This window comes from Bacteroides sp. LFL-34, from assembly GCF_027257075.1.
Lineage (GTDB): Bacteria > Bacteroidota > Bacteroidia > Bacteroidales > Bacteroidaceae > Bacteroides > Bacteroides ovatus.
Genome location: NZ_JAPQKZ010000030.1, coordinates 1 through 26,814, shown reverse-complemented (window position 1 = coordinate 26,814; position 26,814 = coordinate 1). Strand labels below are relative to the sequence as shown.

The following is a 26,814-nucleotide window of genomic DNA, read 5'->3' as shown; positions in this document are numbered from 1 at the left end:
TTATTTATGGTTTCAAATTCAGGTTATTCATCGCCTCTAGTAAGGACGGATCATATTTATAAATGTCCTCACAATACCTCAAATTATTATCGGCAGACAGATAAACCGTCTGATAATCTATAAATAAAGGTATATATTGTTCCAAACTATAATGTTTCAATTCACGATAAGCCGCACTGATGGGCAGCTTCTTTCCCTCTTCACTCACCGGCTTGATATCCATTGCAATACGAATACGGTCTTCCAACAATTCATCCGGCTCTTTCAACAGGAAGAACGCGAAGTCGAGTGCTTTTTGAAGACGGACGCAACCGTGGCTCACCGCACGATTATTCCGTGTAAAAGCCCACCGTGACGGAGTGTCATGCAGATATACGGAATGAGGATTGGGAAAACGGAAGATGATACGTCCCAAGGAGTTCCCTGTTTTATTGTCCTGCTTCACCGTATAAGGTACGCCACTTCCTGCATACTTCGCCCATTTAATACTGTGGGGATCTACCTGAAATCCATTCTTATCGTATACCTTCATGCGGTTACGGGTAAAATACGTCGTATCTCTGCGGTAAGTAGGAATGATCTCTTTCCGAATTATGCTTTGAGGCACATTCCAGTAAGGATTCAGTTCCATATAATAAATCCTGCTTGACAATAGAGGAGTTTTATTCTTCACAGTCCCTACACAAATACGCATCTCCAGGATAGAGTCTGTTTCTTCGTTGACGGCTTGCAACATAAATGCCGCCACATTAGCTATCACATATTTTCGTCCTTTATCCAATGCATATTGCCAACGTGCCCGCTCCATGTTTACCAATAGGCGGTCGCGATAATAATCCGTAGTATCTGTCACTCCCCAGCCATTCACACGAACCAGCTCTTCCTGCATCTTATGATAAAGCGGGGAAGCGGGTTGCGCCCGGTGAAAAGCGGCGTTAGGATTTGCACGCAAAGAGTCGAGAGCGGCCATTGCAAACTTCACGTCACATTGTTTTAAAGGAATGTGGTCGATCGAATCATTCCATCTGCGCTCCGGAGGCAAGAATCCGAATTTCAATTGACACACATACGAAAGATAGGCGGCTGTTAACTGATACTCCACGTCTGCCAGCAGACGGTTCATCGTTTTCCCTTCACGCAGTTTCAAGGTTCGTATCTGTTGCAATTCCTCACGGATGCTATCGACAGGATACAGATTCGGATTAACTCCATGTTGTGAAATGTTTCCTAACCAGAATAACATCGAGTCTGCCACCTGTACGGCAGGTTTATCGGATATGAGAGAATCGTTCAGCCAAAAGAATTCATCCTTTTCCTGATAATGTGCCAGCAAAACCGAATCCCAGGGAGTTACCGGATTTTCGTTCAGGCAAATACGAATCATCTGATGAATGCTGTCTGCATTTATTTGATAAGCAGGATGGAACAGTTCCTGGAGGGAAGACAAAGAATCCGGTATCGGAGATTGAGGTTTCTCTTTTTTACAGGCTGCCAAGCAACCGAAGAGCAGGATGATTACTCCCCAAAGCAGTCGACTACTTTTCATAGACAGTCCCTCCATCAACGTCAATACACAAATTTTCTTTCGCTAAAATGGTTTGTGGAAAAATGGCGGACGCTTCATGAAGTAAGACAGATTCATCTTCATAACGGGCGGAAAAATGTCCGATCACCAGTTGTCTCACATTGGCATCCAAAGCAAGCTGCGCAGCTTGCGCAGCAGTGGTATGATAAGTTTCCTTAGCGCGTGCCTGCTCGGTCTGTGCAAAGGTGGCCTCATGGAAAAGCAAATCTACATTTTTAATTTGTTCAGCAAGGGACGGACGATAGATTGTATCGGAACAATAAGCATATTTACGCGCCGGAGCCGAAGGGCGGGTTAAACGTAAATTGGGTATTACTTCTCCCTCGGGAGTTACAAAATCCGCTCCGTTCTTGATGCGGTTCAGTTCATAGACCGGGACTTTATAAAAGTCTACCATGTCCCTGATGATATGATTAGGACGCTGTTTTTCTTCAAAAAGGAAACCACAACAGGGAATTCGATGTTTTAAAGGGATTGTGGTTACAGTCACCGAACGGTCATCGTAAATGAGCATCGGTTCTTTCGTTTCGAATTCATGGAAGAACACCTTATAAGTCAAAGTCTTGCAAAAGAAAGCAAGCATCGGCGCAAACAACTCTTCCAGTCCTCTTGGAGAATGAATATGTAAATCAGCAGTTCTCCCTAATAATCCGAATGTAGAGATCAGTCCCAACAATCCGAAACAATGGTCACCATGTAGATGAGAGATGAAGATATGATTTAATCGGGAAAATTTCAGTCGCGAGCGGCGTAATTGCATCTGTGCTCCCTCGCCACAATCAATCATAAATAGTTTTTCACGCAAGTTTACGACTTGAGAGGTCGCAAAATGTCGCGTAGTAGGCAAAGCAGAACCGCATCCCAATATATGTAACTCAAATTTTTCCATGGTATGCAAAGATAGGACATTTCACATTTAATCTTGCAAAGGAAAAGGAAATATTTCACCCCAGGGTTACACAGATTAATACAGATTTTGATAATTTATTTTTAGACATAAGAACAAAAGAACATAAAGGCAGCGCTTTGAAAATTATGTCTGTTGCTTATTGAACTGCTATTTTATTTTTTATTCTTTTGTTCTTATGTCTGAATTAAATTCCCTCTTATCTTCATTTCTTAAATCTGTGGTGAATAAAAAAAGCGCCCCCAAACGGGAGCGCCTTTCATTGGAAAATATTTTATTCAGATTATTTCTTTCCTTCCAACTGTTCTTTCAATGCAGCAAGAGCGTCGATATCGCCCAGCGTAGTTGAAGCAGCCTGGTTCTGGATCATCGGAGAATCTTCTCTCTTGTTGCTAGAAGATGACTTCTTAGCACCAGAAGCAGCTTTCTTTTCTGCTCTTTCTTCAGCCTTAGCTACATCTTCGAAGATACGGCTGTGAGACAGGATGATTCTCTTAGCGTCTTTGTTGAACTCGATCACTTTGAATTCAAGTTTCTCATCCAACTGTGCTTGTGAGCCGTCTTCTTTTACAAGATGTTTCGGAGTTGCGAAACCTTCTACACCGTAAGGAAGAGCTACAACAGCACCCTTATCCAACATTTCGATGATTGTACCTTCGTGTACAGAACCTACAGTGAACACAGTTTCGAATACATCCCAAGGATTTTCTTCGAGTTGTTTGTGCCCAAGGCTCAAACGACGGTTTTCTTTGTCGATTTCCAATACCTGAACTTCGATGTCAGCACCAATCTGAGTAAATTCTGATGGGTGTTTTACTTTCTTAGTCCAAGAAAGGTCAGAGATGTGGATCAAGCCGTCAACACCTTCTTCGATTTCTACGAATACACCGAAGTTAGTGAAGTTACGAACTTTTGCAGTATGCTTAGAACCTACAGGATACTTTTCTTCGATAGTTTCCCATGGATCTTGTTTCAGTTGTTTGATACCCAAAGACATCTTACGTTCTTCACGATCAAGTGTCAGCACAACAGCTTCTACTTCGTCGCCTACCTTCATGAAATCTTGTGCAGAACGCAGGTGTTGGCTCCAAGACATTTCTGAAACGTGGATCAAACCTTCTACGCCCGGAGCGATTTCGATGAATGCACCGTAGTCAGCCATAACGACCACTTTACCTTTCACCTTGTCACCAACCTTCAAGTCAGTGTCAAGAGCATCCCATGGGTGCGGAGTCAGTTGTTTCAAGCCAAGAGCGATACGTTTCTTTTCATCATCGAAGTCAAGGATAACAACGTTGAGCTTCTGATCCAGTTCAACCACTTCTTTCGGATCGCTAACACGTCCCCAAGAAAGGTCAGTGATGTGGATCAAACCGTCTACGCCGCCAAGGTCGATGAATACACCGTAAGAGGTGATATTTTTAACAGTTCCTTCAAGAACTTGTCCTTTTTCAAGTTTACCGATAATTTCTTTCTTCTGTTGTTCCAGTTCAGCTTCGATAAGAGCCTTGTGAGATACAACAACGTTTTTGAATTCCTGGTTGATTTTAACCACTTTGAATTCCATTGTTTTGCCAACGAATACATCATAGTCGCGGATCGGTTTAACGTCGATCTGAGAACCCGGCAAGAATGCTTCGATTCCGAATACGTCTACGATCATACCACCCTTAGTGCGGCACTTGATGTAACCCTTGATAATTTCTTCATTTTCCAGAGCAGCGTTAACGCGATCCCAAGAACGAGTAGCGCGAGCTTTTCTGTGTGACAGAACGAGCTGTCCTTTTTTGTCTTCCTGATTTTCGATGTATACTTCTACAGTATCACCGATCTTCAGATCCGGATTGTAACGGAACTCATTCAATGGGATGATACCGTCTGATTTGTAACCGATGTTCACAACTACTTCACGCTTGTTCATTGCGATTACGGTTCCGTCAACAACCTCACGGTCGTTCACTTTGTTAAGCGTACCGTCGTAAGCTTTTTCCAGTTCATCGTGGCTAACGTTGGTTACTGTTTCGCCATTTTCATAAGCATCCCAGTTGAAATCTTCAATAGGAGCTACGTTCTTTAAGTTTTCCATTAATAAATAAATTGTTTAATACTTTAATTAAATAAGACATTATATTATCTATAAATCGGGCGCAAAGGTAGGAATATTTTCTTGATTGACAAAAGAATGGCAGAAGAAAAGAGAATTATATCCGTATTTTTTGTAATATTGCAATCTTTAATTTATACAGTTTTTGCCATGGACGAGAGATTGGACAAAGTCAAGGTGCAATGCGACTATTTACCGCTTATTAATTTTGCGATACAACAAAACGGTGCATCAATCATTCATCAGCTTTCTATTGAGAATACAACGCCTGCCCCGCTGAAGGACATTCAGGTACAAATCACGACAGAACCGACTTTCGGAAACGCCGCTCCGATAGCTGTGGCACAGATTCCGCCCAATGAATCGATATGCCTGTCGTCATTCAATCTCACTTTGTCCGCCAACTATTTCACACAGCTGACCGAACGTTTATCCGGCAATCTGAAAATTGAAATTACTTCCGAAGCAGAATCCGTATTCTGCCAAACCTACCCTATCGACATTCTGGCATACGACCAATGGGGAGGGCTCAATGTATTGCCCGAAATGCTGGCCGCTTTCATCACCCCCAATCATACAGCCATTGTGCCAATCATCAAGAGAGCCGCTTCCATCCTGGGACAATGGACTGATAATCCGTCCCTCGACGAATATCAAAGCCGCACTCCGGACCGGGTAAGGAAACAGATGGCCGCCATCTACACGGCTATCACGGAACAACAGATTATATACAGCACCATCCCCGCCAGCTTCGAGGAATATGGGCAACGTGTACGGCTAGCCGACTCCGTAATGGCACAAAAACTGGGAACCTGTCTGGATATGGCCTTGCTCTATGCTTCCTGCCTGGAAGCAATCGGTCTGAATGCACTCATTATCATCACTCAAGGGCATGCTTTTGCGGGAGCCTGGCTAGTGCCGGAGACTTTTCCGGATCCTACCATTGACGATGTTTCCCTGTTAACCAAACGGACAGCCGAAGGAATATACGACATTACTTTAGTTGAAACGACCTGCATGAACATGGGACATTCGTCCGATTTCGACAATGCAGTGAAGAAAGCGAACGGAAAGCTGACGGATGGAAACAGTTTCATTCTTGCCATAGATGTGAAAAGAGCGAGACATTCGGGCATCCGCCCCATCCCCCAACGCACTCTGCACGGGCAGGTATGGGAAGTAGAAGAAAAGGAGACCGACATTCAAAGAAGTGCCGTTCATGCCACTCCGCAAAGTATCAATCCGTATGATTTATCGGGCAATGAAACCCAGGCCGTGATTACCAAACAACTGTTATGGGAAAGACGGTTGCTGGATTTAAGCCTGCGCAACAACCTGCTGAATATCCGGATTACCAAAAACACGCTCCAACTCATCCCGGCTAATCTATCCTGTCTGGAAGATGCATTGGCCGACGGAGAAGAATTCCGCATCCTCCACCGCCCTGCCGATTGGGAAAGTCCGGCGATGGATTTCGGGATTTATTCCTCCATACCGGAGTCTGATCCCATGGTTGGTTTCATCAACTCGGAACTTTCACAGAAAAGGTTACGTTTCTATCTGCCCGAAAACGATTTAGGTAAGGCACTGACTCACTTATACCGCTCTTCGCGTACTTCTATCGAAGAGAATGGAGCCAACACGCTCTATCTGGCTCTCGGACTTTTGAAATGGTATGAGACACCTTCCAGCGAACGCCCCCGATATGCCCCCATCTTGCTATTACCGGTTGAAATTATCCGCAAATCGGCAGCCAAAGGTTACGTAATCCGTTCCCGAGAAGAAGAAACAATGATGAACATCACCTTATTGGAAATGCTTCGCCAAAACTTCGGAATCACCATATCAGGATTGGACCCGTTGCCTACCGACGAAAGCGGCGTAAACGTCAAGCTGATTTATTCCATTATCCGCAACAGCATTAAGAACCAGCGTAAATGGGACGTGGAAGAGCAAGCGATTCTGGGTATCTTCTCTTTCAACAAGTTCATTATGTGGAATGACATTCACAACAATGCCAACAAACTGGTTCAGAACAAGATTGTGTCCAGCCTCATCAACGGAAAGATAGAATGGGAAGCCGCCACAGAGGAAATAGATGCAACGGATATGGACAAACAAGTGTCGCCCGCAGACATTGTATTACCCATCATCGCCGATTCTTCGCAACTGGAAGCCATCTACGAAGCCGTACACGACAAGACTTTCATCCTGCACGGGCCTCCGGGAACAGGAAAATCGCAAACGATTACCAATATTATCGCCAACGCACTTTACAAAGGAAAACGTGTTTTATTTGTAGCGGAAAAGATGGCTGCCCTCTCCGTTGTGCAAAACAGATTGGCAGCTATCGGCCTGGCTCCGTTCTGTCTGGAAATTCATTCCAACAAGACAAAGAAATCCGCCGTTATCTCTCAACTGAAAGAAACCACGGAAATTATCAGGCAGACACCTCCCGAAGAATTCAGAAAGGAAGCGGAACGCCTGCTGAATTTACGGGCGGAATTGAATCAATATATCGAAGCCCTGCATAAAGAATACCCGTTCGGAGTTTCATTATATGACGCCATTATTCATTATCAATCCGTGGACGTCGAATCTTGTTTTGATATTCCACAAGTTTATCTGGATACATTAGATAAAGACACATTCGCCCAATGGGAAGATGCCATCGAGTTGTTAGTCCGGACGGCCAATGCGTGCGGACACCCTTATCAGCATCCATTAACCGGCATCTCGATTACCGAATATTCATCAGCCGTTAAGGAGGAGTCCTCCCAGCTGCTCACCGGATTTATCGACCTGTTGACCACCATCCGGCAGAAGCAGGATGTATTCTCCGTACTTCTAAAAGATACAGATATACACCCTACACGCAAGGATTTCCAGACAATCGCCCACATCATCCGGAGAATACTCGACATTCCGGAACTGACTCCCGGATTGCTGACTTTGCCGTTGCTCAACGAAACACTGAATGAATACCGGGAAGTAGTGGTTCACGGACAGAAACGGGATGAACAAAGGAAAGAGATAGAAACCGGATTCACACAAGAAATCCTGTCTATCAACGCCAAGCAGATGATAGCCGAATGGAACCGGGTATCCGCCCAATGGTTCCTTCCCAGATATTTCGGACAGCGAAAAATCAGAAAGGCAATCAACATATATACTTTAAAAACGATTGAAACAGAAGATATCAAACCTCTGCTCCACCGCATTATCCGGTATCAGGAAGAAGCTGAAGCCGTCCAGAAATACACCGGGCAACTTCCCTCCCTATTCGGACGTCCCGGCAAGAACGAGGATTGGAACACCATTGAGCAGATAATCGACGACATGACTTCCCTCCACTCGCATTTGTTGAACTACACAAAAGACATTGCCAAAGTTTCGCAAATCAAGCAGAATTTGTCCGTACAACTCACAGAAGGAATTCAAACATTCAGAGATATTCATGCTCATTCTTTCAATGAACTGTATCAGCTCGCAGATACACTCACAGCCACCGAAAAGAAATTGTCCGGCATGTTGGGTATCTCGATCGAAGAACTTTATACCGATTCAGCCGACTGGATAACGATTGCCTTGTCAAAAGCCCGAACCTGGAAAGAGAACCTCGACAAGCTCAAAGATTGGTATCAGTGGCTACAAGCCTACCAAACCCTGCATAGCCTGGGAATAGGATTTATCGCGACGGAATATAAGGAAAAGAATATTCCTACCAGCCAACTTACAGACAGCTTCCGCAAGAGTTTCTATCAGGCAGCTATCCGGTATATCATTGCCAAAGAGCCGACTCTGGAATTATTCAACGGTAAGATATTCAATGACATCATTGCTAAATACAAACAAATATCCGCCAAATTCGAAGAAACGACGCAAAGAGAATTATTTGCCCGGTTGGCCTCCAACATTCCGTCTTTCACTCACGAAGCCATCCAAAGTTCCGAAGTGGGTATCCTTCAAAAGAATATCCGCAACAATGCCCGCGGCATATCTATTCGCAAGCTATTCGACCAAATTCCCACTTTGTTGTCGCGCATGTGCCCGTGTATGCTGATGAGTCCTCTTTCCGTCGCTCAATTCATCGATACGGACGCTGATAAATTTGATTTGATTGTCTTTGATGAAGCCTCACAGATGCCTACTTATGAAGCGGTGGGCGCCATTGCACGGGGTAAAAACGTCATTATCGTAGGCGACCCGAAACAAATGCCTCCTACCAGTTTCTTCTCGGTCAACACCATTGATGAAGACAACATTGAAATGGAAGATTTGGAGAGTATCCTTGACGACTGTCTCGCTCTGTCTATCCCTTCCAAATATTTATTATGGCACTACCGAAGCAAACATGAGAGCCTCATCGCTTTCAGCAACTCCGAATATTACGATAACAAACTGATGACTTTCCCCTCACCGGACAACATTGAATCGAAAGTCAGGATAGTCAACATCAACGGTTACTATGATAAAGGCAAGTCGCGCCAGAACCGGGCGGAAGCTCAAGCTGTGGTGGACGAAATAGCCAGAAGATTGAGAAGCGAGGAATTAAGAAAGAAAAGTATCGGTGTAGTCACTTTCAGCATTGTCCAACAAGCCTTGATAGAAGACTTATTATCCGACCTTTTTATCTTTTACCCCGAACTGGAAACTCTTGCGCTGGAATGCGACGAACCGTTATTTATCAAGAACCTGGAGAATGTGCAGGGAGACGAACGCGATGTTATTCTCTTCTCTGTGGGCTATGGGCCGGATGCAGAAGGGCGCGTCAGCATGAATTTCGGACCACTGAACCGGGCAGGCGGCGAAAGAAGATTGAATGTAGCCGTTTCCCGTGCCCGGTATGAGATGATTATCTATTCCACCCTAAGGTCGGATATGATCGACCTGAACCGGACTTCTTCCATTGGAGTGGCCGGACTAAAACGTTTCCTCGAATATGCGGAGAAGGGAACCCGAAGCACCATCAACAGCGTGACAAGACAACTGTCGGAAACAACAGTCTCCATCGAAACGATCATTGCCGACAGACTGCGCTCATTGGGTTACACCGTGCATACAGACATAGGTTGCTCCGGATACAAGATAGACATAGGTATCGTCGACACCGAGAACACCTCTAACTATCAGTTAGGTATTATCTGCGACGGCAAAAACTACAAACGTACCAAGACCGCACGTGACCGGGAAATTGTGCAGAATAATGTATTGAAAGCACTCGGATGGGACATCTACCGGATATGGACAATGGACTGGTGGGAAAAGCCGGACGAAGTAATAGCAACTATCCAAGAGGCTATCGCCCGAAAAAAGAGTTCAAAGGTCGGCTCTATGACAACAGCCGGAATTAACTCAACTCCGACAGAAGTGGCAGCACCTGCACCGACGGCACAGATAACCAACAATGAAATTTCATTCGTGCTCAAGGCATCGCCTGCTGCCCCTGAAAAGCAAGCTGCTTCCGTTCTTTCTACGCAAAACCGGATAGAACAAAAGTACAAGTTTGCAAAGATTACCCCATACAGTTATTCACCGGAAGACTTTTTCTTTACGGACAGTTACTCTATCCTCCTCTCCCAAATACGGAAGATTATGGAAAGCGAGGCGCCAATCAGTAAATCCCTGCTCTGTAAGAAAATCCTGTCCGAATGGGGAATCAGCCGCTTGGGAACACGGGTAGAGGCACAGATAGAAACAGCACTCGACACATTGAATATCTATCGCACAGAATACGAAGGACTTGTCTTCTGCTGGAACGACAAAGAGCAATGCGCTTCCTATTCAATCTATCGCCCGGTTTCCGACCGGGAAGCGACAGACATACCACCTGAAGAGATAGCCAATGCCATCCGGCAACTATTGACCGACTCCATCAGCCTGCCTGCGGCAGATTTGATAAAAGCATGCGCACAACAGTTCGGCTTTGCCCGTATGGGATCGAACATAGACGCTGCCATGCAAAGAGGTATTCGCGAAGCTGTGAAAAGGAATTACGCCAAGATAGAAAATGAACGGGTAACGATTGCCAATTAGATTAATACCCTTTCTCCAAACATTTCAAACGGTTAATAGAATCGGATACATACGCATTGTCCGGTTCTATTGACCGCCAATAACAAAGTTCTCCAATCAGCCGTTTCAGATAGACAGGATCACTCGAGCCAATCCGGCGCTGATGTTCCGCCAAGCCTTTTGTCAGGATAAAATAGACATTCTTCCGGATCTCTCTCTTTCTGGCTTTAGGGATTGTCAGTTTCGCACCGGAAGAAACAGATACTCCTGTAATAATCTTCCTGCCATACTCATTGATAAAACGGGTCTTCTTATGATTCGGTTCGAATTTCTCATCACGGATGATTTGTTTGATCCGGGGAATGATTTGTTCTTTTGGGAATACATCTCCCGAAAAAGTCAGGTCGTCGGCATAGCGGGTATAAGTCAGTCCGTATTCCGCTGCCAGTGCCGCCAATTTCTTGTCCATCTCATACCCCACGATATTGCTTAACGCCGGACTTGTAGGCGCTCCCTGCGGCAAGTGCCTGTACAAGCAGCACAACACTCCCAATACTTTAGACACATTTTCCGGATAACCAATCTTCTCAAATGTCTTTTTCACCCTCCGGCTCCGTATCGAAAAGAAAAAATCATGAATATCCATTTTCAAGACATACCGTTTTTCCAGATGGGGACTGGCATTATCAACCACAGAATGACCGCTCCGGAAACCTACTGCCGCCGGATGAATCATTGTCACAGATGATAATATTCGAGAATTAATAATGGTTTGAATAGATTGTAATTCTTTGTCAGGAGCAGAAATCATCCGATAACCTCCCTTTCTTTTTCTCATCCAGAACTCCCGGTAATGTTCGGAAACATCCCGTAGAATTTCCTTCAACCGTGCCGTTTCCACTCCCAACAAGTTGGCGCACCAAACAACAGCCGATTCATCAAACTTTTGAACATACTGCGTTCTTGGAACGGTGTTCCCCATAGCATGCCTCAACCAGGCTCCGTGCTCCCATTTTATCTTAGTAGTTTTTTCTTCCTTACCACTGCTTGTTGCTTTCCATCTTTTATACCCCTCCTGTTTCCTGCTTGAGGAAATCATCTTATAAACCAGGAAAGCGGTGATAACAATGATCGTTATTAAAATTCCGTCCATTTTGTATATACATATAAAAAAGAGAGAAGAGAGGATGAGTTATTTACTAAAATAAATTTAGGTATTTATACCTTAGAATTTATTTTCTAGGAAAATACCTGTGCTTATGAGGCGACTACACCTCTTTGATGCTAAATTCTGCCCTCATCCTCTCTTATACAAAGATAACTAAAATCTTTCGATAAAACAACCGGAAGGAGAAAAACTATCGGAACAAAGAAAACTATCGGTTGAACAACTCAAACGTGAACTTACAGCCTATTCCTCCAAATTTCCAGTTTTCGCTGCTCACAAAAACTCCTACGTCAAAAATATGCGTACCGATGCCATATCCTACTTCCAGATAAGGCTGAAGGTGCGGCATAGAGAGGGCACTGATATAAATACGTTCATTCTGCACATAACGGGTGTACTTCATCAGATGCCGGAGAATAAGAAACGGAGCTTCATAGGTGAAATGCCCCCGTACATAACGGCGGGAGGAGTTATACCAACGTGAGTCAAGCACCTGAAACACTCCACCGATTTCATCATTCCAGCCCACCGGAAGGTTATGCCGGGAGAAATTGGCAAAGTCCACAAAATACAACTCATCCTGATTGGTGAATGCTCCGAATCCGAAACGATAATAAATGTTACGCATCAATCCCATCCGGATTTGATGTTGAAGGTCGAATTCTATTCTTTCATATTCGCCCGTACTCTTGAACACTCCTTTAATACCCCGTTCATAATCGACCGAGAAAGTCGGGTATAAAGAATAGAGGTTAATCTTTCGCTTTCCGTTCATATAATAATAGAGTCCCGGAGTCCACTCTATCCGGATGCGGGGAGCGAAACTGATATAAGTGTTCTTGAATTTATCCATAAATTCCGGGGGCGGCATCGGATAGTCACCGGTAATCACAAAACGGGAAGGCTCTACCGCTGTTCTTTTATGGGCAGAGAAACCCAAACCGATATCGAGTCCGTTGACTACTTCAACGGTATGACGGAAATTGAAATACAAGTCCTTGAAATAATCGAGATGAATTAAATCGAAATTGAAGATACTGTCCGGCATAGCTTTCAGTTCGTCCAGCACTTTACTACTATAAATACGGTTACCGTTACCCACATTCAACCGGAAGAAACCCCGTTTCTGCGGCCAGTATTCAAAATCGGCATTCAATGACCAGTAGAATTCCTTACGCGTAAAGTTGTATCCGAGTTTAGGCACAATGCGAAGTAATTTATCCCCTCTGAAAAGACGGTTATAACGGAAATCCTGTCGATAAGACAAACCGTTGCTTCCGCTATAACTGAATAAGAGCGGATTGATAAACGGAGAGAACCGCACGCTTCCGATGTTGGACAAGTTGAATTTATAATCTTCTACCATCAAATCACCCATCGTTCCCCAAAAGGCCTGACTCTTGGACGGCTTTTCTACCGTTGTCGTGTCACGTCTAAGCGTATAGTCATGATATAGTTTTTTCTCACTTTCATTCAAAGGAATCGGCCGCATGATAGCAAAGGTAGAGGCGTCCGTCTTATAAGCGTTCGTGTCACACTGTAAAGAGAAAGATTCCGAAAGATTATATTTTCTCTTCTCTTTCTTGCGCACCTTTTTTTCTTTCAGTTCGATGGATTTATAATCTAAAGAAGCGGTGTAATTACCATCCACCTTATTTCCGAGAAATTTGAAAAGAGCTTCTACGTCATAACGCACCGGCAGGAATTCATTTTTCTTGCCTACATCTCCCATCTGAATCCAACAGGTAAATGTTATCAGTTCCGATCTCCCCGAAAAACGAATTTCACGAACACTCCAAACGTTACTACTGACCACCATATATCCACCCACCAACTGATCGCTCTTGGTGCGGGGGATAAAGCGAACCCGATAATCCAGATTGTTAGGATCTCCCATCACACTGTCTATCCGGTATTTATAATATTTCTGTCCGTTTTTAGCCAGTGGTGACAATAAGCGTTCATCATTCAATAAAGAAGAGGAGTAGATATTTACATTAAAGTATTCGAGCAATCCAGGCAATCCCCTGTTTCCTCTCACAGTTCCCTGGGAGGCCTTAACTTTCTGATCGTAAATATTGGGAGCCGTATAATGAAGGTCACTGTATGTTTCAAGCAGATATTCGCGAACACCCTTTTGCAAACGAAACATAGAAGGTACATAACGGAGAATAAAATTCTTCTTCTGAATGTCCATCTTACCTTTTATATATAGGTTCGCGCGATAATCACTGACTATCGTTTCATACAAAGGTGCAAAAGTCATCACACGTTCTATAATGGAGTCAGCAGAGATTTCCTGATGGGTATAAGGATTCATTATATAATTATTGGCTGTCCCCTTTGGTATAAAAGAGAACAGACACAATATGCATCCTATCAATATTTTATCTCTCAATCGTCGTATCTCCTTCATTAACGTAGGCAAATATAAAAAAGAATATCGAAAAGCAAGAGAAGTTGGACACTAAAAAGAGTTATCAGAAGAAAACCTTCACATTATTCAAAATAACATGGAGATGAACTAAATCTTTGGCGCGGTTGTCTCGAAATAAATGCAGGAAGCTCTGCATATTCTGTTATTCTCTTCATATATAAAAAACGAAAATCCTCTTTCAACCTATCACCACCTTTCTAAAACTCTTTATTCATCGCACTTACAGAGCGGTGATAGGTTGAAAGAGGAATTAATAAAACCTGTATGGAAGAAGTTATAATATGAAGGGGATTTCAACAATAATGGGAAAAATACAAAGTTCCAATATCTGTAAATATAAGAGCCCCCTGAAAACATATTAATGACTAAATCAACCCTTCTATCTTTTTATTTATCACTTTATTCTTGACAAAGAAGAAAATTGTCGTATCTTTGCGATACTCTTCATATCAACCAGGCAGGGAACCTGCCTCGTTTCGTGGCAGGCATTTTTATGCCTGTCCTGATGCTTCATATGGCGGTTTCGTACCCCCGTGTGGAGTGTTAATGCACCCACTGCCTGGTTGGTGAAGAGTAACGGGAAAGGCGGAACCGCTCTTATTTCATAGAAAATCTTCGCCTACCACCTTATTCATAATTATATTATGGAAACAAAACAAGTTACCGTTCAACCAGCGGTGGGAGGCATGATAAAGGCTTCCAAAGATTCATTTGTTATTCCTAAAGAAAAATTAAAGGATTTCTACCTTAAATTCGCTTTCCTCCTGAACCCGGATTCCTGCTCCATAAACCGCACCGAATTCGAACTTTTAAACATTCTGCTGAAAGACCTGAAAAAAATCCTGGCAGCATTGACTCACCTCAACACCCATCCTTGGGATGAAGGCATTGCAGAAATCCAAATTTCATGCGGTGTTTACTCCCTACAAGACAACTTGAGCAAAAAAGAGCGTATGCAGATGAACACCTCTATGGGTAAACACCTACAATTTCTTACCCAAATGGCTGTGAACAGCCCAGTGTTCAAACTGTTATTCAAGAACTATCACAACCATTATATCCAAGTGGAAAGTTTGGTTAAACAGATGGCTAAAGAAATCAACGAACAGCAACAATAAGAATAGAAGTTGGAGAATCAACAGAGGGGGTACTTTTAGAAAAACACATTATTTTTCAAAATACCCCCTCTAAAATAGGGGTACTTTCAGAAAAAACATATAATTTTGCGCCATCAACCGATAAAAAAATAGACCATTTATGTCAAAAATGCGTTTTTTTGCCTTACAAGAGCTTTCCAACCGGAAACCTCTGGAAGTTATTGCCCCTTCCAACAAACTCTCTGATTATTATGGTAGCCACGTGTTCGACCGCAAGAAGATGCAGGAGTATCTTCCCAAAGAAGCTTACAAAGCTGTAACCGACGCTATCGAAAAAGGTACGCCTATCAGCCGTGAAATAGCAGATTTAATTGCTAACGGTATGAAAAGTTGGGCTAAGTCACTCAACGTCACTCACTACACACACTGGTTCCAGCCTCTGACAGACGGAACAGCCGAAAAGCATGACGGCTTTATCGAATTCGGCGAAGATGGCGGAGTGATTGAACGCTTCTCCGGAAAACTACTGATCCAGCAAGAGCCGGATGCTTCTTCTTTCCCTAACGGCGGCATCCGCAACACTTTCGAAGCACGAGGATATACAGCCTGGGATGTTTCTTCACCGGCATTCGTAGTAGATACCACTCTTTGTATCCCCACTATCTTCATTTCTTATACAGGTGAAGCGTTGGATTACAAAACTCCATTGTTGAAAGCACTTGCCGCTGTAGATAAAGCAGCAACGGAAGTCTGTCAGCTATTCGACAAGAACATCACACGCGTATATACCAATTTAGGATGGGAACAGGAATATTTCCTTGTAGACTCCTCCTTATATAATGCACGCCCCGACCTCTGCCTGACAGGACGGACACTGATGGGGCACTCTTCTGCCAAAGACCAACAGTTGGAGGATCATTATTTCGGCTCTATCCCTCCACGTGTCACTGCATTTATGAAAGAACTCGAAATCGAGTGTCACAAACTCGGTATTCCTGCCAAAACCCGTCATAACGAAGTAGCTCCCAACCAATTTGAGTTGGCCCCTATTTTCGAAAACTGTAACCTTGCCAACGATCACAACCAGCTCGTCATGGATTTGATGAAGCGTATCGCCAGGAAGCATCATTTTAATGTACTCCTGCACGAAAAGCCATATAGCGGAGTAAACGGTTCGGGCAAGCACAACAACTGGTCACTCTGCACAGATACCGGTATCAATCTGTTCGCTCCCGGAAAGAATCCGAAAGGCAATATGCTATTCCTCACATTTCTGGTAAACGCCTTAATGATGGTTTATAAAAACCAGGATTTATTGCGTGCCTCCATCATGAGCGCCAGCAACAGCTATCGTTTGGGAGCCAATGAAGCTCCTCCCGCCATCCTCTCTTGCTTTCTGGGTTCACAACTCTCGTCTACTCTCGACGAAATTGTCCGCCAGGTAGGAAATGAGAAAATGACGCCGGAAGAAAAAACCACACTGAAGTTAGGCATCGGACGTATCCCCGAAATTTTACTGGATACCACCGACCGCAACCGTACTTCTCCTTTCGCATTCACCGGAAACCGTTTCGAATTCCGCGCCGCAGGTTCTTCTTCCAACTGTGCTGCCTCTATGATTGCAATCAATGCGGCCATGGCAAACCAGCTGAACGAATTCCGGGCATCGGTAGAAAAGCTGATGGAAGAAGGAGTTGGCAAAGACGAAGCTATCTTCCGCCTGCTGAAAGAAACAATTATCGCCTCCGAACCGATTCGTTTCGAAGGGGACGGTTATTCCGAAGAATGGAAACAAGAAGCTGCACGCCGCGGACTGACTAATATCTGCCACGTACCGGAAGCCCTGATGCACTATATTGATAACCAATCCAAATCAGTACTTATCGGCGAACGTATCTTCAACGAGACCGAATTGAACAGCCGTCTGGAAGTGGAACTGGAGAAATACACCATGAAGGTGCAAATCGAAGGCCGTGTATTGGGCGACCTCGCCATCAATCACATCGTACCAACTGCCGTTGCCTATCAGAACCGTTTGCTCGAAAATCTTCGCGGACTGAAAGAAATATTCCCGGCTGAAGAATATGAAGTATTAAGTGCCGACCGTAAAGAACTGATTCGTGAGATTTCACACCGGGTCACTTCTATCAAAGTACTCGTGCGCGACATGACCGAAGCAAGAAAAGTAGCCAACCACATGGAAAACTACAAAGAAAGGGCATTCGCATACGAAGAAAAAGTACGCCCGTATCTTGACCAAATCCGCGACCACATCGACCACCTGGAGATGGAAGTGGATGACGAAATATGGCCGTTGCCTAAATATAGAGAACTGTTGTTTACCAAATAAAATGTCTGCAAGATTGCACGAAAGCTCCCACTTTTGTGCAATCTTTTTATAGATTCGTTCATTTTCTCATTTTTTCTTTTTACTTTTGTGCTGTATAACACAGTTTTGTAGCACTCATGGTAAAAATGAATATGTCAGACATCGATATTTCGGAACCATTATCCGATATGTTAGCTCCTCTAAACAATGAGCAAAAGGAGTTTCTGATGAATAATTATACGATACAAACCTACAAAAAGAATGAAACCATCTACTGTGAAGGAGAAACGCCACATCATCTGATGTGTCTCATCAGTGGAAAAGTGAAAATCTTCAAAGATGGTGTGGGGGGTAGAAGTCAAATTATCCGCATGATTAAACCACGCGAATACTTTGCATATCGTGCTTATTTTGCCAAACAAGATTTTGTAACTGCCGCAGCAGCTTTCGAACCTTCCGTTGTTTGCCTGATTCCTATGAGTGCCATCACTACGCTGGTTGCCCAAAATAATGACTTGGCCATGTTCTTTATCCGCCAACTTTCCATTGACTTGGGTATCTCTGACGAACGTACCGTTAATCTGACACAAAAACATATTCGCGGACGTTTGGCCGAATCACTCATCTTCCTGAAAGAAAGTTATGGACTGGAAGAAGACGGTTCTACGTTGAGCATTTATCTTTCACGTGAAGATCTGGCAAATCTTTCCAATATGACTACTTCGAACGCTATCCGTACCTTGTCGCAATTCGCTACGGAAAGACTGATTACTATCGACGGAAGAAAAATCAAAATCATCGAAGAAGAAAAGCTGAAGAAAATAAGCAAGATTGGGTAAGAGAGTTTCTGCACCAATCGTTCCACCCTAAATAGTGAACATACATATAGAAAATATAATTGCAGACATAAAACGTGGCAACAAACAGGCTTTCAAAAAGCTATTTGATGACTACTATCCTATTCTTTGCGTGTTCGCATCCCACTATATTGAAGACAAAGAAGTTTGCAAAGACATCGCACAAGATGTATTGTTAGCTTATTGGGAACGGAAAGAAGATTTTGACGACATTTTGAAAGTAAAAAGCTTCCTTTATACCGTCACCCGAAATAAATGTCTGAATCACTTAAAACATGAGCAATTAGATATTCCCTATTTTTCTGGACAGGAAGAGTTCGATAGTGGCTTCGAAGCTGCCATTATCGAACAGGAAACATTCCACATGGTTCGCAAAGCGGTAGAAGAATTGCCTACCCAAATGCGAAATATCATCTTATATTCTATGAAAGGGTTAAAAAACCATGAGATTGCTGACAAATTGCAAATTTCAGAAGGCACTGTCCATACGTTAAAGAAATTCGCCTATCGCAAACTTCGCGAAAGTCTCAAAGGCATAAATTACACCTTATTACTATTTTTATGCAAATAAAGTAACTTTTTGATTACCCCGTTTTTTCGATTGGATTGTTTTACTTATATAACAAATCGAAAAAACGATGAATTCATTTAAAGAAAAATTTAAAATTGCAAAAATCTTAGCTTCTCTATTCACTCATTCGTCTACCCCCGAAGAGGAAAAGAACTATCGTGCATGGTTGGATGAAAACCCGGAACATCAAAAGATAGCCGACCGGATATTAAATAAGGAAACGTATGAAGAAAACAGCCGGTTAATAAGAAGCTTCTCTTCACAAAAAGCGTGGGAGAAAGTCTATCCGTTATTAGGAGGCAATCAATCGGGTACTGTTTTTTCGTGGAAAAAGAGTCTGAAATATGCAGCTCTCATCTTATTGTTATTAGTACCTGCTTCTTACTTTATCTATCATTGGATATCCGAAGAAACGATTAGCGACATCACTCCGGGAACCCTTGGTGGGGAACTGATCTTGAGTGACGGCAAATCTTTCAATCTTTCCGACAATAATCTTCCTGAGAATGCAGTCAGAGCATTTGTGATCGATTCTAAAGGGATCAACTATCAGATTCCCGCCAACAAACCGCAAGTAAAAGAAATCCAAAACACACTACGCACATTGCAGGGGATGGAATGTCTTATCACGCTTTCCGACGGCACGAGGGTACATCTCAATGCGGAAACCCGGCTGACTTATCCGGTTTGTTTCAGCAGCAAAGAACGTATTGTGCAAATTGAAGGGGAGGCTTATTTTGATGTTGCCCCGGACAAGGAGCATCCGTTTATCGTAAAAACATCGCATACATCTATCCGGGTAACGGGAACGTCGTTCAACGTAAGAGCCTACGCTGATGAAGATACGGAAAGTACAACCTTAATCAGTGGAACAGTAAGAATCAACAGTGGAAATGAAGAATTCGAATTAGTTCCCAACCAGCACTATACATATAATAAAAATACCGGTACAAATACCGTCGCCAACGTAAACACTGATTTGTATACATCTTGGGAATCCGGATCATTTATCTTTTTAAATGTCCCTCTTGAGAATGTGATGTCATACCTGTCCAAATGGTATGGATTCCAATATTCTTTTGAAGACGAAGCAGCCAAACAGGTGCGTATCGGAGCTTACCTTAACCGCTACGCCAACATGAACCCGATTATCGACATGATTACAGAATTAAATCTGGTCAATATCAAACAACGGGAGGGCATCCTGCACATTTCCTACAAACAGTAATAATACATAATATAACTAACGCATTATGAAAAAACGAGTAAAATCCCTGCCATGGGTGGTATCTTATGCAAGCAGAAACTTTGTGAAGTTCTGTCTTTTATGGATATTCTCCCTTTCTTCACTCATGATTCAAGCACAGGACAATCAGAGAATCTCCATCGACTTGAGAGGAGAAACGCTGGAAGCAGCACTCTGGTATCTGCAGAATCGTACGAAATTTGTCTTTATGTATGGAACGGAAGACATTGCTAATGTGACCGATATCACCATCAAGGCAAAAGATAAGACAATTACTGAAATTCTGGATGAATGTCTGGAAGGCACTAACCTGACTTACGAAATCTCTGGTAGCGCAATTGTTATAAAGAAAAAGCAAAGCCAGAAAGTTACAATCAGTGGTTGGATTCGAGATGCCAGTGGCGAAGCATTACCCGGTGCCACTGTTACGATTCGAGGCTCCAAACATGGAGCCATCGCCGGATTGGACGGACATTATACTTTTAATATTCCGGCACAAGAGGGATTGATTCTAACTTTTTCTTTTATCGGAATGGAAAAGAAAACGTTGAAATATACAGGTAAGAAAACAATCAATGTCACTCTGACCAGTTCCAGTACGGAAATTGACGAAGTGGTGGTTACCGGTTATCAGAATATTCAACGCCGCGACCTTGTTGGTTCCATTACTACGATAAAAGCGAAAGACATTATAATACCTTCCTACACTACTATCGACCAAATGTTACAAGGACGTGTAGCAGGTATGGTGGTTACTAACTCAAGTAGTCGTGTAGGTACGGCGCCTAAGATCCAGATTCGAGGTACCAGTACGCTACAAGGAAATCGTGATCCATTGTGGGTAGTAGACGGTATTATTCAGGAAGATTTCCAAGTAACACTAGATAGCGGCGAACTGATGACTAAAAGTTTAAAGGATATCATCGGCAACCAGATTTCATGGCTAAACCCCGCTGACATCGAAAACATCACAATTTTGAAAGATGCTTCCGCCACTGCTATCTATGGTTCAAAAGCATCTAACGGTGTAATCGAAATCACAACCAAAAAGAATACCACTGACAGATTGACTGTGAACTATTCCGCCAACTTTAACATCGGGCAACGCCCTAATTATGGAATGTTCAACTTTATGAACTCTCAAGAACGCATCCGTTTCTCACAAGAGGCGTTCGATGCAGGAATCACTTACGCAACAATGCCTTATAAGGATCCTAACACCTATGAAGGTATATTACGGATGTTGCAGGAACATGACATTTCTGATATCGAATATAGAAAACTTTACAACGACATGGAAACCCGCAATACTGACTGGTTCAAACGCCTGACACGCCGTTCGTTCAGCCATAGTCACAACGTTAGTGTTTCCGGTGGAACGAACAAGTTTAGTTATTCGGCATCTATGGGATATAACAACAGCGAAGGTCAGGAAATAGGCAATGATAACGAACGTATGACAGGTCGCATCGCTCTGATGTTACGTCCGATAGAAAAACTGACTATCAGTATGACTTTAAACGGTAGCGTTTCTACTACTAACGGCTTTTTCGACGATATCAATCCAATGGGTTATGCTACCAATACAAACCGTATCATCGACCCGGATGCTTATTATATGCAAGAAAACGGATACTATTATAAAACAGGAAATAAAGAAACCCTTTCATACAATTTTATCAATGAACGGGACAACAGCGGTTCAAAAGCACGCTCCAACTTCATGTCCGCTTCCTTAGATGTCAACTGGCATGTCCTTGACTGGTTAACTTATCAATTTACAGGCGGTTATTCGACTAATAACAGTACAAATGAAAGCTGGGCTACCGAACACACGTACCACATTGCCAACCTGTATCGTGGTTACGATTTTAATTCTGTTACTCCCACCAGTGCCGATTTTAAAGCTGCACAGCTTCCATTCGGAGGTAGATTGTACACAAACGACAATAACCAGTATTCTTACAATATCCAGAACAAGCTACAATTCAGCAAAGCATTCAATCCTAATAACCGATTGAATGCGCTATTGGGTATGGAACTTCGCTCGTCTACAGCTAAAGGAACAGCCAATACAGTTTGGGGATATGTACCGGACAGAGGTGAACGTATTGTAGCGCCTACCATACCAAGCCAAGTAGTATCACCGGGCGGAAGTCCAACAGGCTGGGGAATATTAAAAGAACTTTATGACAGAGGTTGGAAAAGAACAAACAATACCAACAACTTCCTTTCGTTCTTCGCTACTTTTGCATACTCATTCAAGAATCGCTATGTAGTCAATGCCAATGTACGAAATGATGCTTCCAACGTTTTCGGACAGGATATCAATCACCGTATCGACCCGACTTATTCATTCGGTTTTTCCTGGAGAGCATCGGAAGAAGCTTTCTTCCAAAAGCATCTGAAATGGATCACAACACTCAATTTCAGAGGAACATTTGGTATTCAGGGAAACGCTTTGACACGTGAAAGTCCTGAACTAATCTTAAGTCAGAACGGAGTACAAGCAGGATATAATCGATATTACTCCACTATTAGCCAGATCCCCAATCCGTATCTCTCCTGGGAACGTACCAAAAACTGGAATTTCGGTGTGGACCTGGAACTGTTTCATATGTTTTATATGAATCTGGAATACTACACCCGACGTTCCAATGCGGTAATCACCGTAGATTTACCATTCGAATATGGAATTAACGACATGAAACGTAACGGCGGAATTATTTACAATCGGGGAATTGAATACACGTTATCATTCACACCTGTTCAGAAACGTGATTTCAGCCTGAATATTAACCTGAATGCCTCTAAAAACTGGAACAAAGGCGGAGAAACCACGATTGACAGAACCACGGGGATGTACTTGACCGGAAGCAACACCCAGATATTAAAAGAAGGATATCCGTTAAGCGGATTCTGGTCATATTCCTTTGCCGGTCTTGATGGAAGTAACGGCAAACCGATGTTCAACTATGTTGAAGTCCCGGAAGAAGAAAAAAGTAAAGGCATCGACCCGACCACTTACCTTGTATATTCCGGAGAAAAAGAGCCGTATTTCACCGGAGGTCTCGGTTTGAGTTTCCGCTACAAATCTTTGTCACTAAATACCAGCTTTTCCCTTTTGTTAGGTAGCAAAAAGCGTTTGACGTCACCTTACAATGATTTCCGAGGAGAACATAATATGATGCCCGATCCAACCAAGAATATAAACCGCGATTTATTGAATCGCTGGCAAAAAACAGGAGACGAAGCTTACACAAATATCCCCGGGTTGCCGATATGGCCATTAGGGATCGCTTGGACTTTGCCTAACACGGAGACCGCAGAATCACCCATTTATATGTGGGAAAAATCAGATGCTATGGTAGTCAGCGCTTCATTCCTGCGTTGCCGTAACATTGGATTATCCTGGCAGATGAAAAAAGAATGGTGCGACAAGATACATGCTAAAAACCTGTCTATTAACTTTAATATGGACAATGTATTTGTAATAGCCAGCAAACGTTTTAATGGTTTTGATCCGGAATTAGAAAACAGCATCATGCCACGTTCTTTCTCATTGGGACTTAATATAGGATTTTAAACAATAAACAAAGAGAGATATGAAACTTAAATATTTAATTTATACAATTACACTGACCGGCCTCACCGCTTGCGGAGATTTCTTAGAGCCAAAGTCACAGAGCCAATATATACCTAAAGACGCTAATGCATTGCAAGAGATGCTTATCGGAGAAGCCTATCCCCAACAAAAGGATACCAAATTTCTCAACTATCAGGAAATACTCGCAGATGATGTCGAGCAGAATCAGGTGGAAGGTTACGAATTCCCAGAAAACGACAAAGCAGATATGGAAATATTTGAGATACTGTATAGCTGGCAACCCAATATGTTCGAAATACGAGAAAAATTGGGACAACAAACAGTCAATACTTGGGAGAACCTTTATGAATATATTTTAGGAGCTAATGCCACACTTGACTATATTGACGAAGTATCCGGTACAGAAATTGAAAAGAATTATATTAAGGCACAATCCTATGCCCTACGGGCTTTTTATTATTATATGTTAGTCAATCAGTACGGACTTCCCTATAATTATAACAAAGAATCATTGGGAGTTCCTCTCAAGCTGGACAGTAAAATGAGAGATGATGACAATATATTGATGAGACGGAACACGGTAGAAGAAGTATACCGACAGATTGTTACCGACCTAAACGAAGCAGAACGTTTATTCCTAACTCTCTCCGCCACACAACAATATGAACCGAACTACCTTGTCAGTTTACCTATGGTACAATTATTAAAATCACGTGTAGCTCTATATATGGAAAATTGGGAAGAAGCTAAAACGTATGCGGAGAAAGTTATCAAAGATTGGAACTTCTCACTACGCGATCTGAATACTATTCCTGCACCGGAAGCAGGTATAAAAGAACCTTATTACACATTCAATACATATGATTCGCCGGAAGTCATCTGGAGTTATGGAACTATCAGAGACTTGACAGGTGAATACGAAGGTTATATCGATAAGAAAGATGAAAACAGCGATGAAGAAAAGACCAGAAGAATGTTCAAAGCAGCAGACGGGTTAATCAACAGTTTCTCAGAAGGTGACTTACGCAAAGACCGTTATATTACTAGGGAAATGCAATATAACGAGGCGGTTCCGGAGAACAGCACATTTTATGATACTTATCTCCCCTATGGCAAATATAAGACACTACGTTCTGTCCCCACTTCCGGAAGCAGTGATTATTTTGCACTCTCCTTCCGAATAGCAGAAGCTTATCTAAACTATGCAGAAGCCGCTGCCATGAGCCAAGCCGAAGGAGATGCCATCACCGCTATGAATACATTGCTGGAGAAACGATATGATAGAGGAAACGCACCGTCTTTTTCCGGATTGAGCGGAGATGCTTTGATCACCCAAATACGTGAAGAACGCAGAAAAGAACTTTGCTACGAAGGACAACGCTGGTTCGACTTACGTCGATATGGTATGCCTTCCATACAGCACAAATGGGAAGGCAAAGTTTATACACTAACAAAAAACGATCCTTCATACGTATTACCTATTCCTACAGAAGTGTTGCAAAGAAACTTATTATTGGAACAAAATCCGTTCGGACCGGAACGGACTGGAGTTCCTGTTACAAAATAACTATAAATATAAGAAATAATGATCGTCAATTTTAAACAACAGAGAATCATGAAGCCAATATATAATGTATGGATATTACTATTCTGTCTCACATTCTCGTCCTGTTATAATGAAGATATTATCAACCCGACACCAGATCCACTTGCACTTGCCGGAGGATTTGAGTTTCCGCAGGGAAATAATTCATGGGACAATGATGTTATGAAAATCTACCAAGACTTCGGAGTGAAAATAATATATAAAGATATCACAGAAAAAGATCTCAATAAAAATTGGACTAATGGTGGAGTCGGTAGTTCATCAAGAGTCTTCGAGAATTGTCTCAATGACGAAATGGGAGCATTTTATATTACTTTTATGAAGAACCACATTTTTCCTTACCTCAACCGGGAAGTTACGGATAGAGTATTTCCCATGTACTGGTATATGGTATACAATTATTCTGTATTTACTTCCATTATACCGGGAGTACTGGAATATTATGTTGCACTGCCCGAGCATGATGACGGCCAAACCGACTGCTGGATAACTTGTTTCTGGGGAGATAAAGCCCACAGTACTTACGATGACCCAATCACAGGATGGAAAACTCCTATTGCCGGCAATAAGGATAGTTTTACCATACGCCGCTTCAAAATAATTGATGAAGTTATAAATACAGCTATCGCCAACGGAAATATTATCATACCCGAAGATGAATTTGATGCAGGATTTGACCATTTAACTCCGATTGTCAGAAGTGAAGACATCGAAAGTAAAGCCGATCCTAATTATTATCTTAAAAGAGGCTATCCTGGTAATGTAAATTCATTATCAGGTAAACATTCTAAACCCGATTCCGATAATCCTCCAACAGCCAAAGAAACATTTATCGGCTATCTGCAAATAGCCATGCGTCATACCAAAGAAGAACGGGAAGTAATGTTTCCTTCGGCAACCTATCCATTTCTAAGCACTAAGTTCGATTTTGTGACAAACTATCTAAAAAAATATAATATTGATTTGGAAGCTATCGCCAAAGGACCGGAAGATTGGGATATTAAACCTTATCCGGAACTACCGAAAACTGATGAAGGAGATGGCGATGATGATGATCCTTGGGGAGACTGGGGAGATTGGTAAAGAAACTCTTCCATAACGATTAAGTTAGTCATTTCATTAAAGGATAGATAAAATAAGAATAAAGATATTTAGAATTTACCATAGCTGAATTCAACTTGCAAATGCAACAGAATTCTGATTAATAATTTGTTTAAATTTTTCGTTTGGCGTGAGGTATCCAAGTCTTTTACGAGGTCGATTATTGAGTTTATTTTCAATCCAC

Annotated in this window: 14 protein-coding genes and 1 pseudogene; 9 read left to right on the top strand and 6 right to left on the bottom strand. The window is 42.6% G+C overall.

Annotated features, from left to right (window positions below):
• Positions 1–4: 4 nt before the first annotated feature.
• From N5O98_RS17305 to rpsA, 3 genes are all read right to left on the bottom strand, one after another.
• A complete protein-coding gene (locus N5O98_RS17305) occupies positions 5–1,546 on the bottom strand; it encodes a L,D-transpeptidase family protein (protein ID WP_004309827.1) in 1,542 nt (513 codons plus the stop codon).
• Positions 1,536–2,474: a ribonuclease Z gene (locus N5O98_RS17300; RefSeq protein ID WP_008775508.1), complete on the bottom strand. Its 939-nt coding sequence runs from the start codon at positions 2,472–2,474 to the stop codon at positions 1,536–1,538. Before N5O98_RS17300 ends, N5O98_RS17305 begins: the two co-directional genes overlap by 11 nt.
• Before the next feature lie 301 nt (positions 2,475–2,775).
• A complete protein-coding gene (gene rpsA, locus N5O98_RS17295) occupies positions 2,776–4,578 on the bottom strand; it encodes a 30S ribosomal protein S1 (RefSeq protein WP_004301842.1) in 1,803 nt (600 codons plus the stop codon).
• Between the two features lie 96 nt (positions 4,579–4,674).
• Here rpsA and N5O98_RS17290 point away from each other — a divergent pair, with 96 nt between their 5' ends.
• Positions 4,675–10,632 carry a DUF3320 domain-containing protein gene (locus N5O98_RS17290; protein ID WP_118161370.1) on the top strand — a complete coding sequence of 1,986 codons (5,958 nt, stop codon included), beginning with the start codon at positions 4,675–4,677 and terminating at the stop codon, positions 10,630–10,632.
• A 1-nt stretch (position 10,633) separates the two neighbouring features.
• Here N5O98_RS17290 and N5O98_RS17285 read toward each other — a convergent pair whose 3' ends face one another.
• Both N5O98_RS17285 and N5O98_RS17280 read right to left on the bottom strand, forming a co-directional pair.
• On the bottom strand, positions 10,634–11,764 hold the full coding sequence (locus N5O98_RS17285; protein WP_022199044.1) for a retron St85 family RNA-directed DNA polymerase: 1,131 nt from the start codon (positions 11,762–11,764) through the stop codon (positions 10,634–10,636).
• Between the two features lie 223 nt (positions 11,765–11,987).
• Positions 11,988–14,195, bottom strand: coding sequence for a DUF5686 family protein (locus N5O98_RS17280; protein ID WP_182423469.1), 2,208 nt, complete (start codon positions 14,193–14,195; stop codon positions 11,988–11,990).
• Positions 14,196–14,860: 665 nt separating this feature from the next.
• Here N5O98_RS17280 and N5O98_RS17275 point away from each other — a divergent pair.
• The 8 genes from N5O98_RS17275 (at position 14,861) to N5O98_RS17240 (ending at position 26,612) form a co-directional block, all read left to right on the top strand.
• Positions 14,861–15,334, top strand: coding sequence for a hypothetical protein (locus N5O98_RS17275; RefSeq protein ID WP_022200001.1), 474 nt, complete (start codon positions 14,861–14,863; stop codon positions 15,332–15,334).
• A gap of 139 nt (positions 15,335–15,473) precedes the next feature.
• A complete protein-coding gene (locus tag N5O98_RS17270; RefSeq protein ID WP_004301833.1) occupies positions 15,474–17,663 on the top strand; it encodes a glutamine synthetase III family protein in 2,190 nt (729 codons plus the stop codon).
• A gap of 116 nt (positions 17,664–17,779) precedes the next feature.
• The gene (locus tag N5O98_RS17265; RefSeq protein ID WP_004301832.1) at positions 17,780–18,481 is read left to right on the top strand and encodes a Crp/Fnr family transcriptional regulator; all 702 of its coding nucleotides are present in this window, start codon (positions 17,780–17,782) and stop codon (positions 18,479–18,481) included.
• A 34-nt stretch (positions 18,482–18,515) separates the two neighbouring features.
• Entirely contained in the window at positions 18,516–19,070 is a 555-nt protein-coding gene (locus tag N5O98_RS17260; protein ID WP_004301831.1) for an RNA polymerase sigma factor, read from the top strand.
• Positions 19,071–19,137: 67 nt separating this feature from the next.
• On the top strand, positions 19,138–20,298 hold the full coding sequence (locus N5O98_RS17255) for a FecR family protein (RefSeq protein ID WP_022199516.1): 1,161 nt from the start codon (positions 19,138–19,140) through the stop codon (positions 20,296–20,298).
• 25 nt (positions 20,299–20,323) lie between these two features.
• Entirely contained in the window at positions 20,324–23,902 is a 3,579-nt protein-coding gene (locus N5O98_RS17250) for a SusC/RagA family TonB-linked outer membrane protein (protein WP_004309835.1), read from the top strand.
• 19 nt (positions 23,903–23,921) lie between these two features.
• Entirely contained in the window at positions 23,922–25,490 is a 1,569-nt protein-coding gene (locus N5O98_RS17245) for a RagB/SusD family nutrient uptake outer membrane protein (protein WP_004309836.1), read from the top strand.
• A gap of 48 nt (positions 25,491–25,538) precedes the next feature.
• Positions 25,539–26,612 carry a hypothetical protein gene (locus N5O98_RS17240; RefSeq protein ID WP_004309837.1) on the top strand — a complete coding sequence of 358 codons (1,074 nt, stop codon included), beginning with the start codon at positions 25,539–25,541 and terminating at the stop codon, positions 26,610–26,612.
• A 90-nt stretch (positions 26,613–26,702) separates the two neighbouring features.
• Here N5O98_RS17240 and N5O98_RS17235 read toward each other — a convergent pair.
• Positions 26,703–26,814: pseudogene (locus tag N5O98_RS17235) on the bottom strand (IS30 family transposase); the annotation flags it as partial.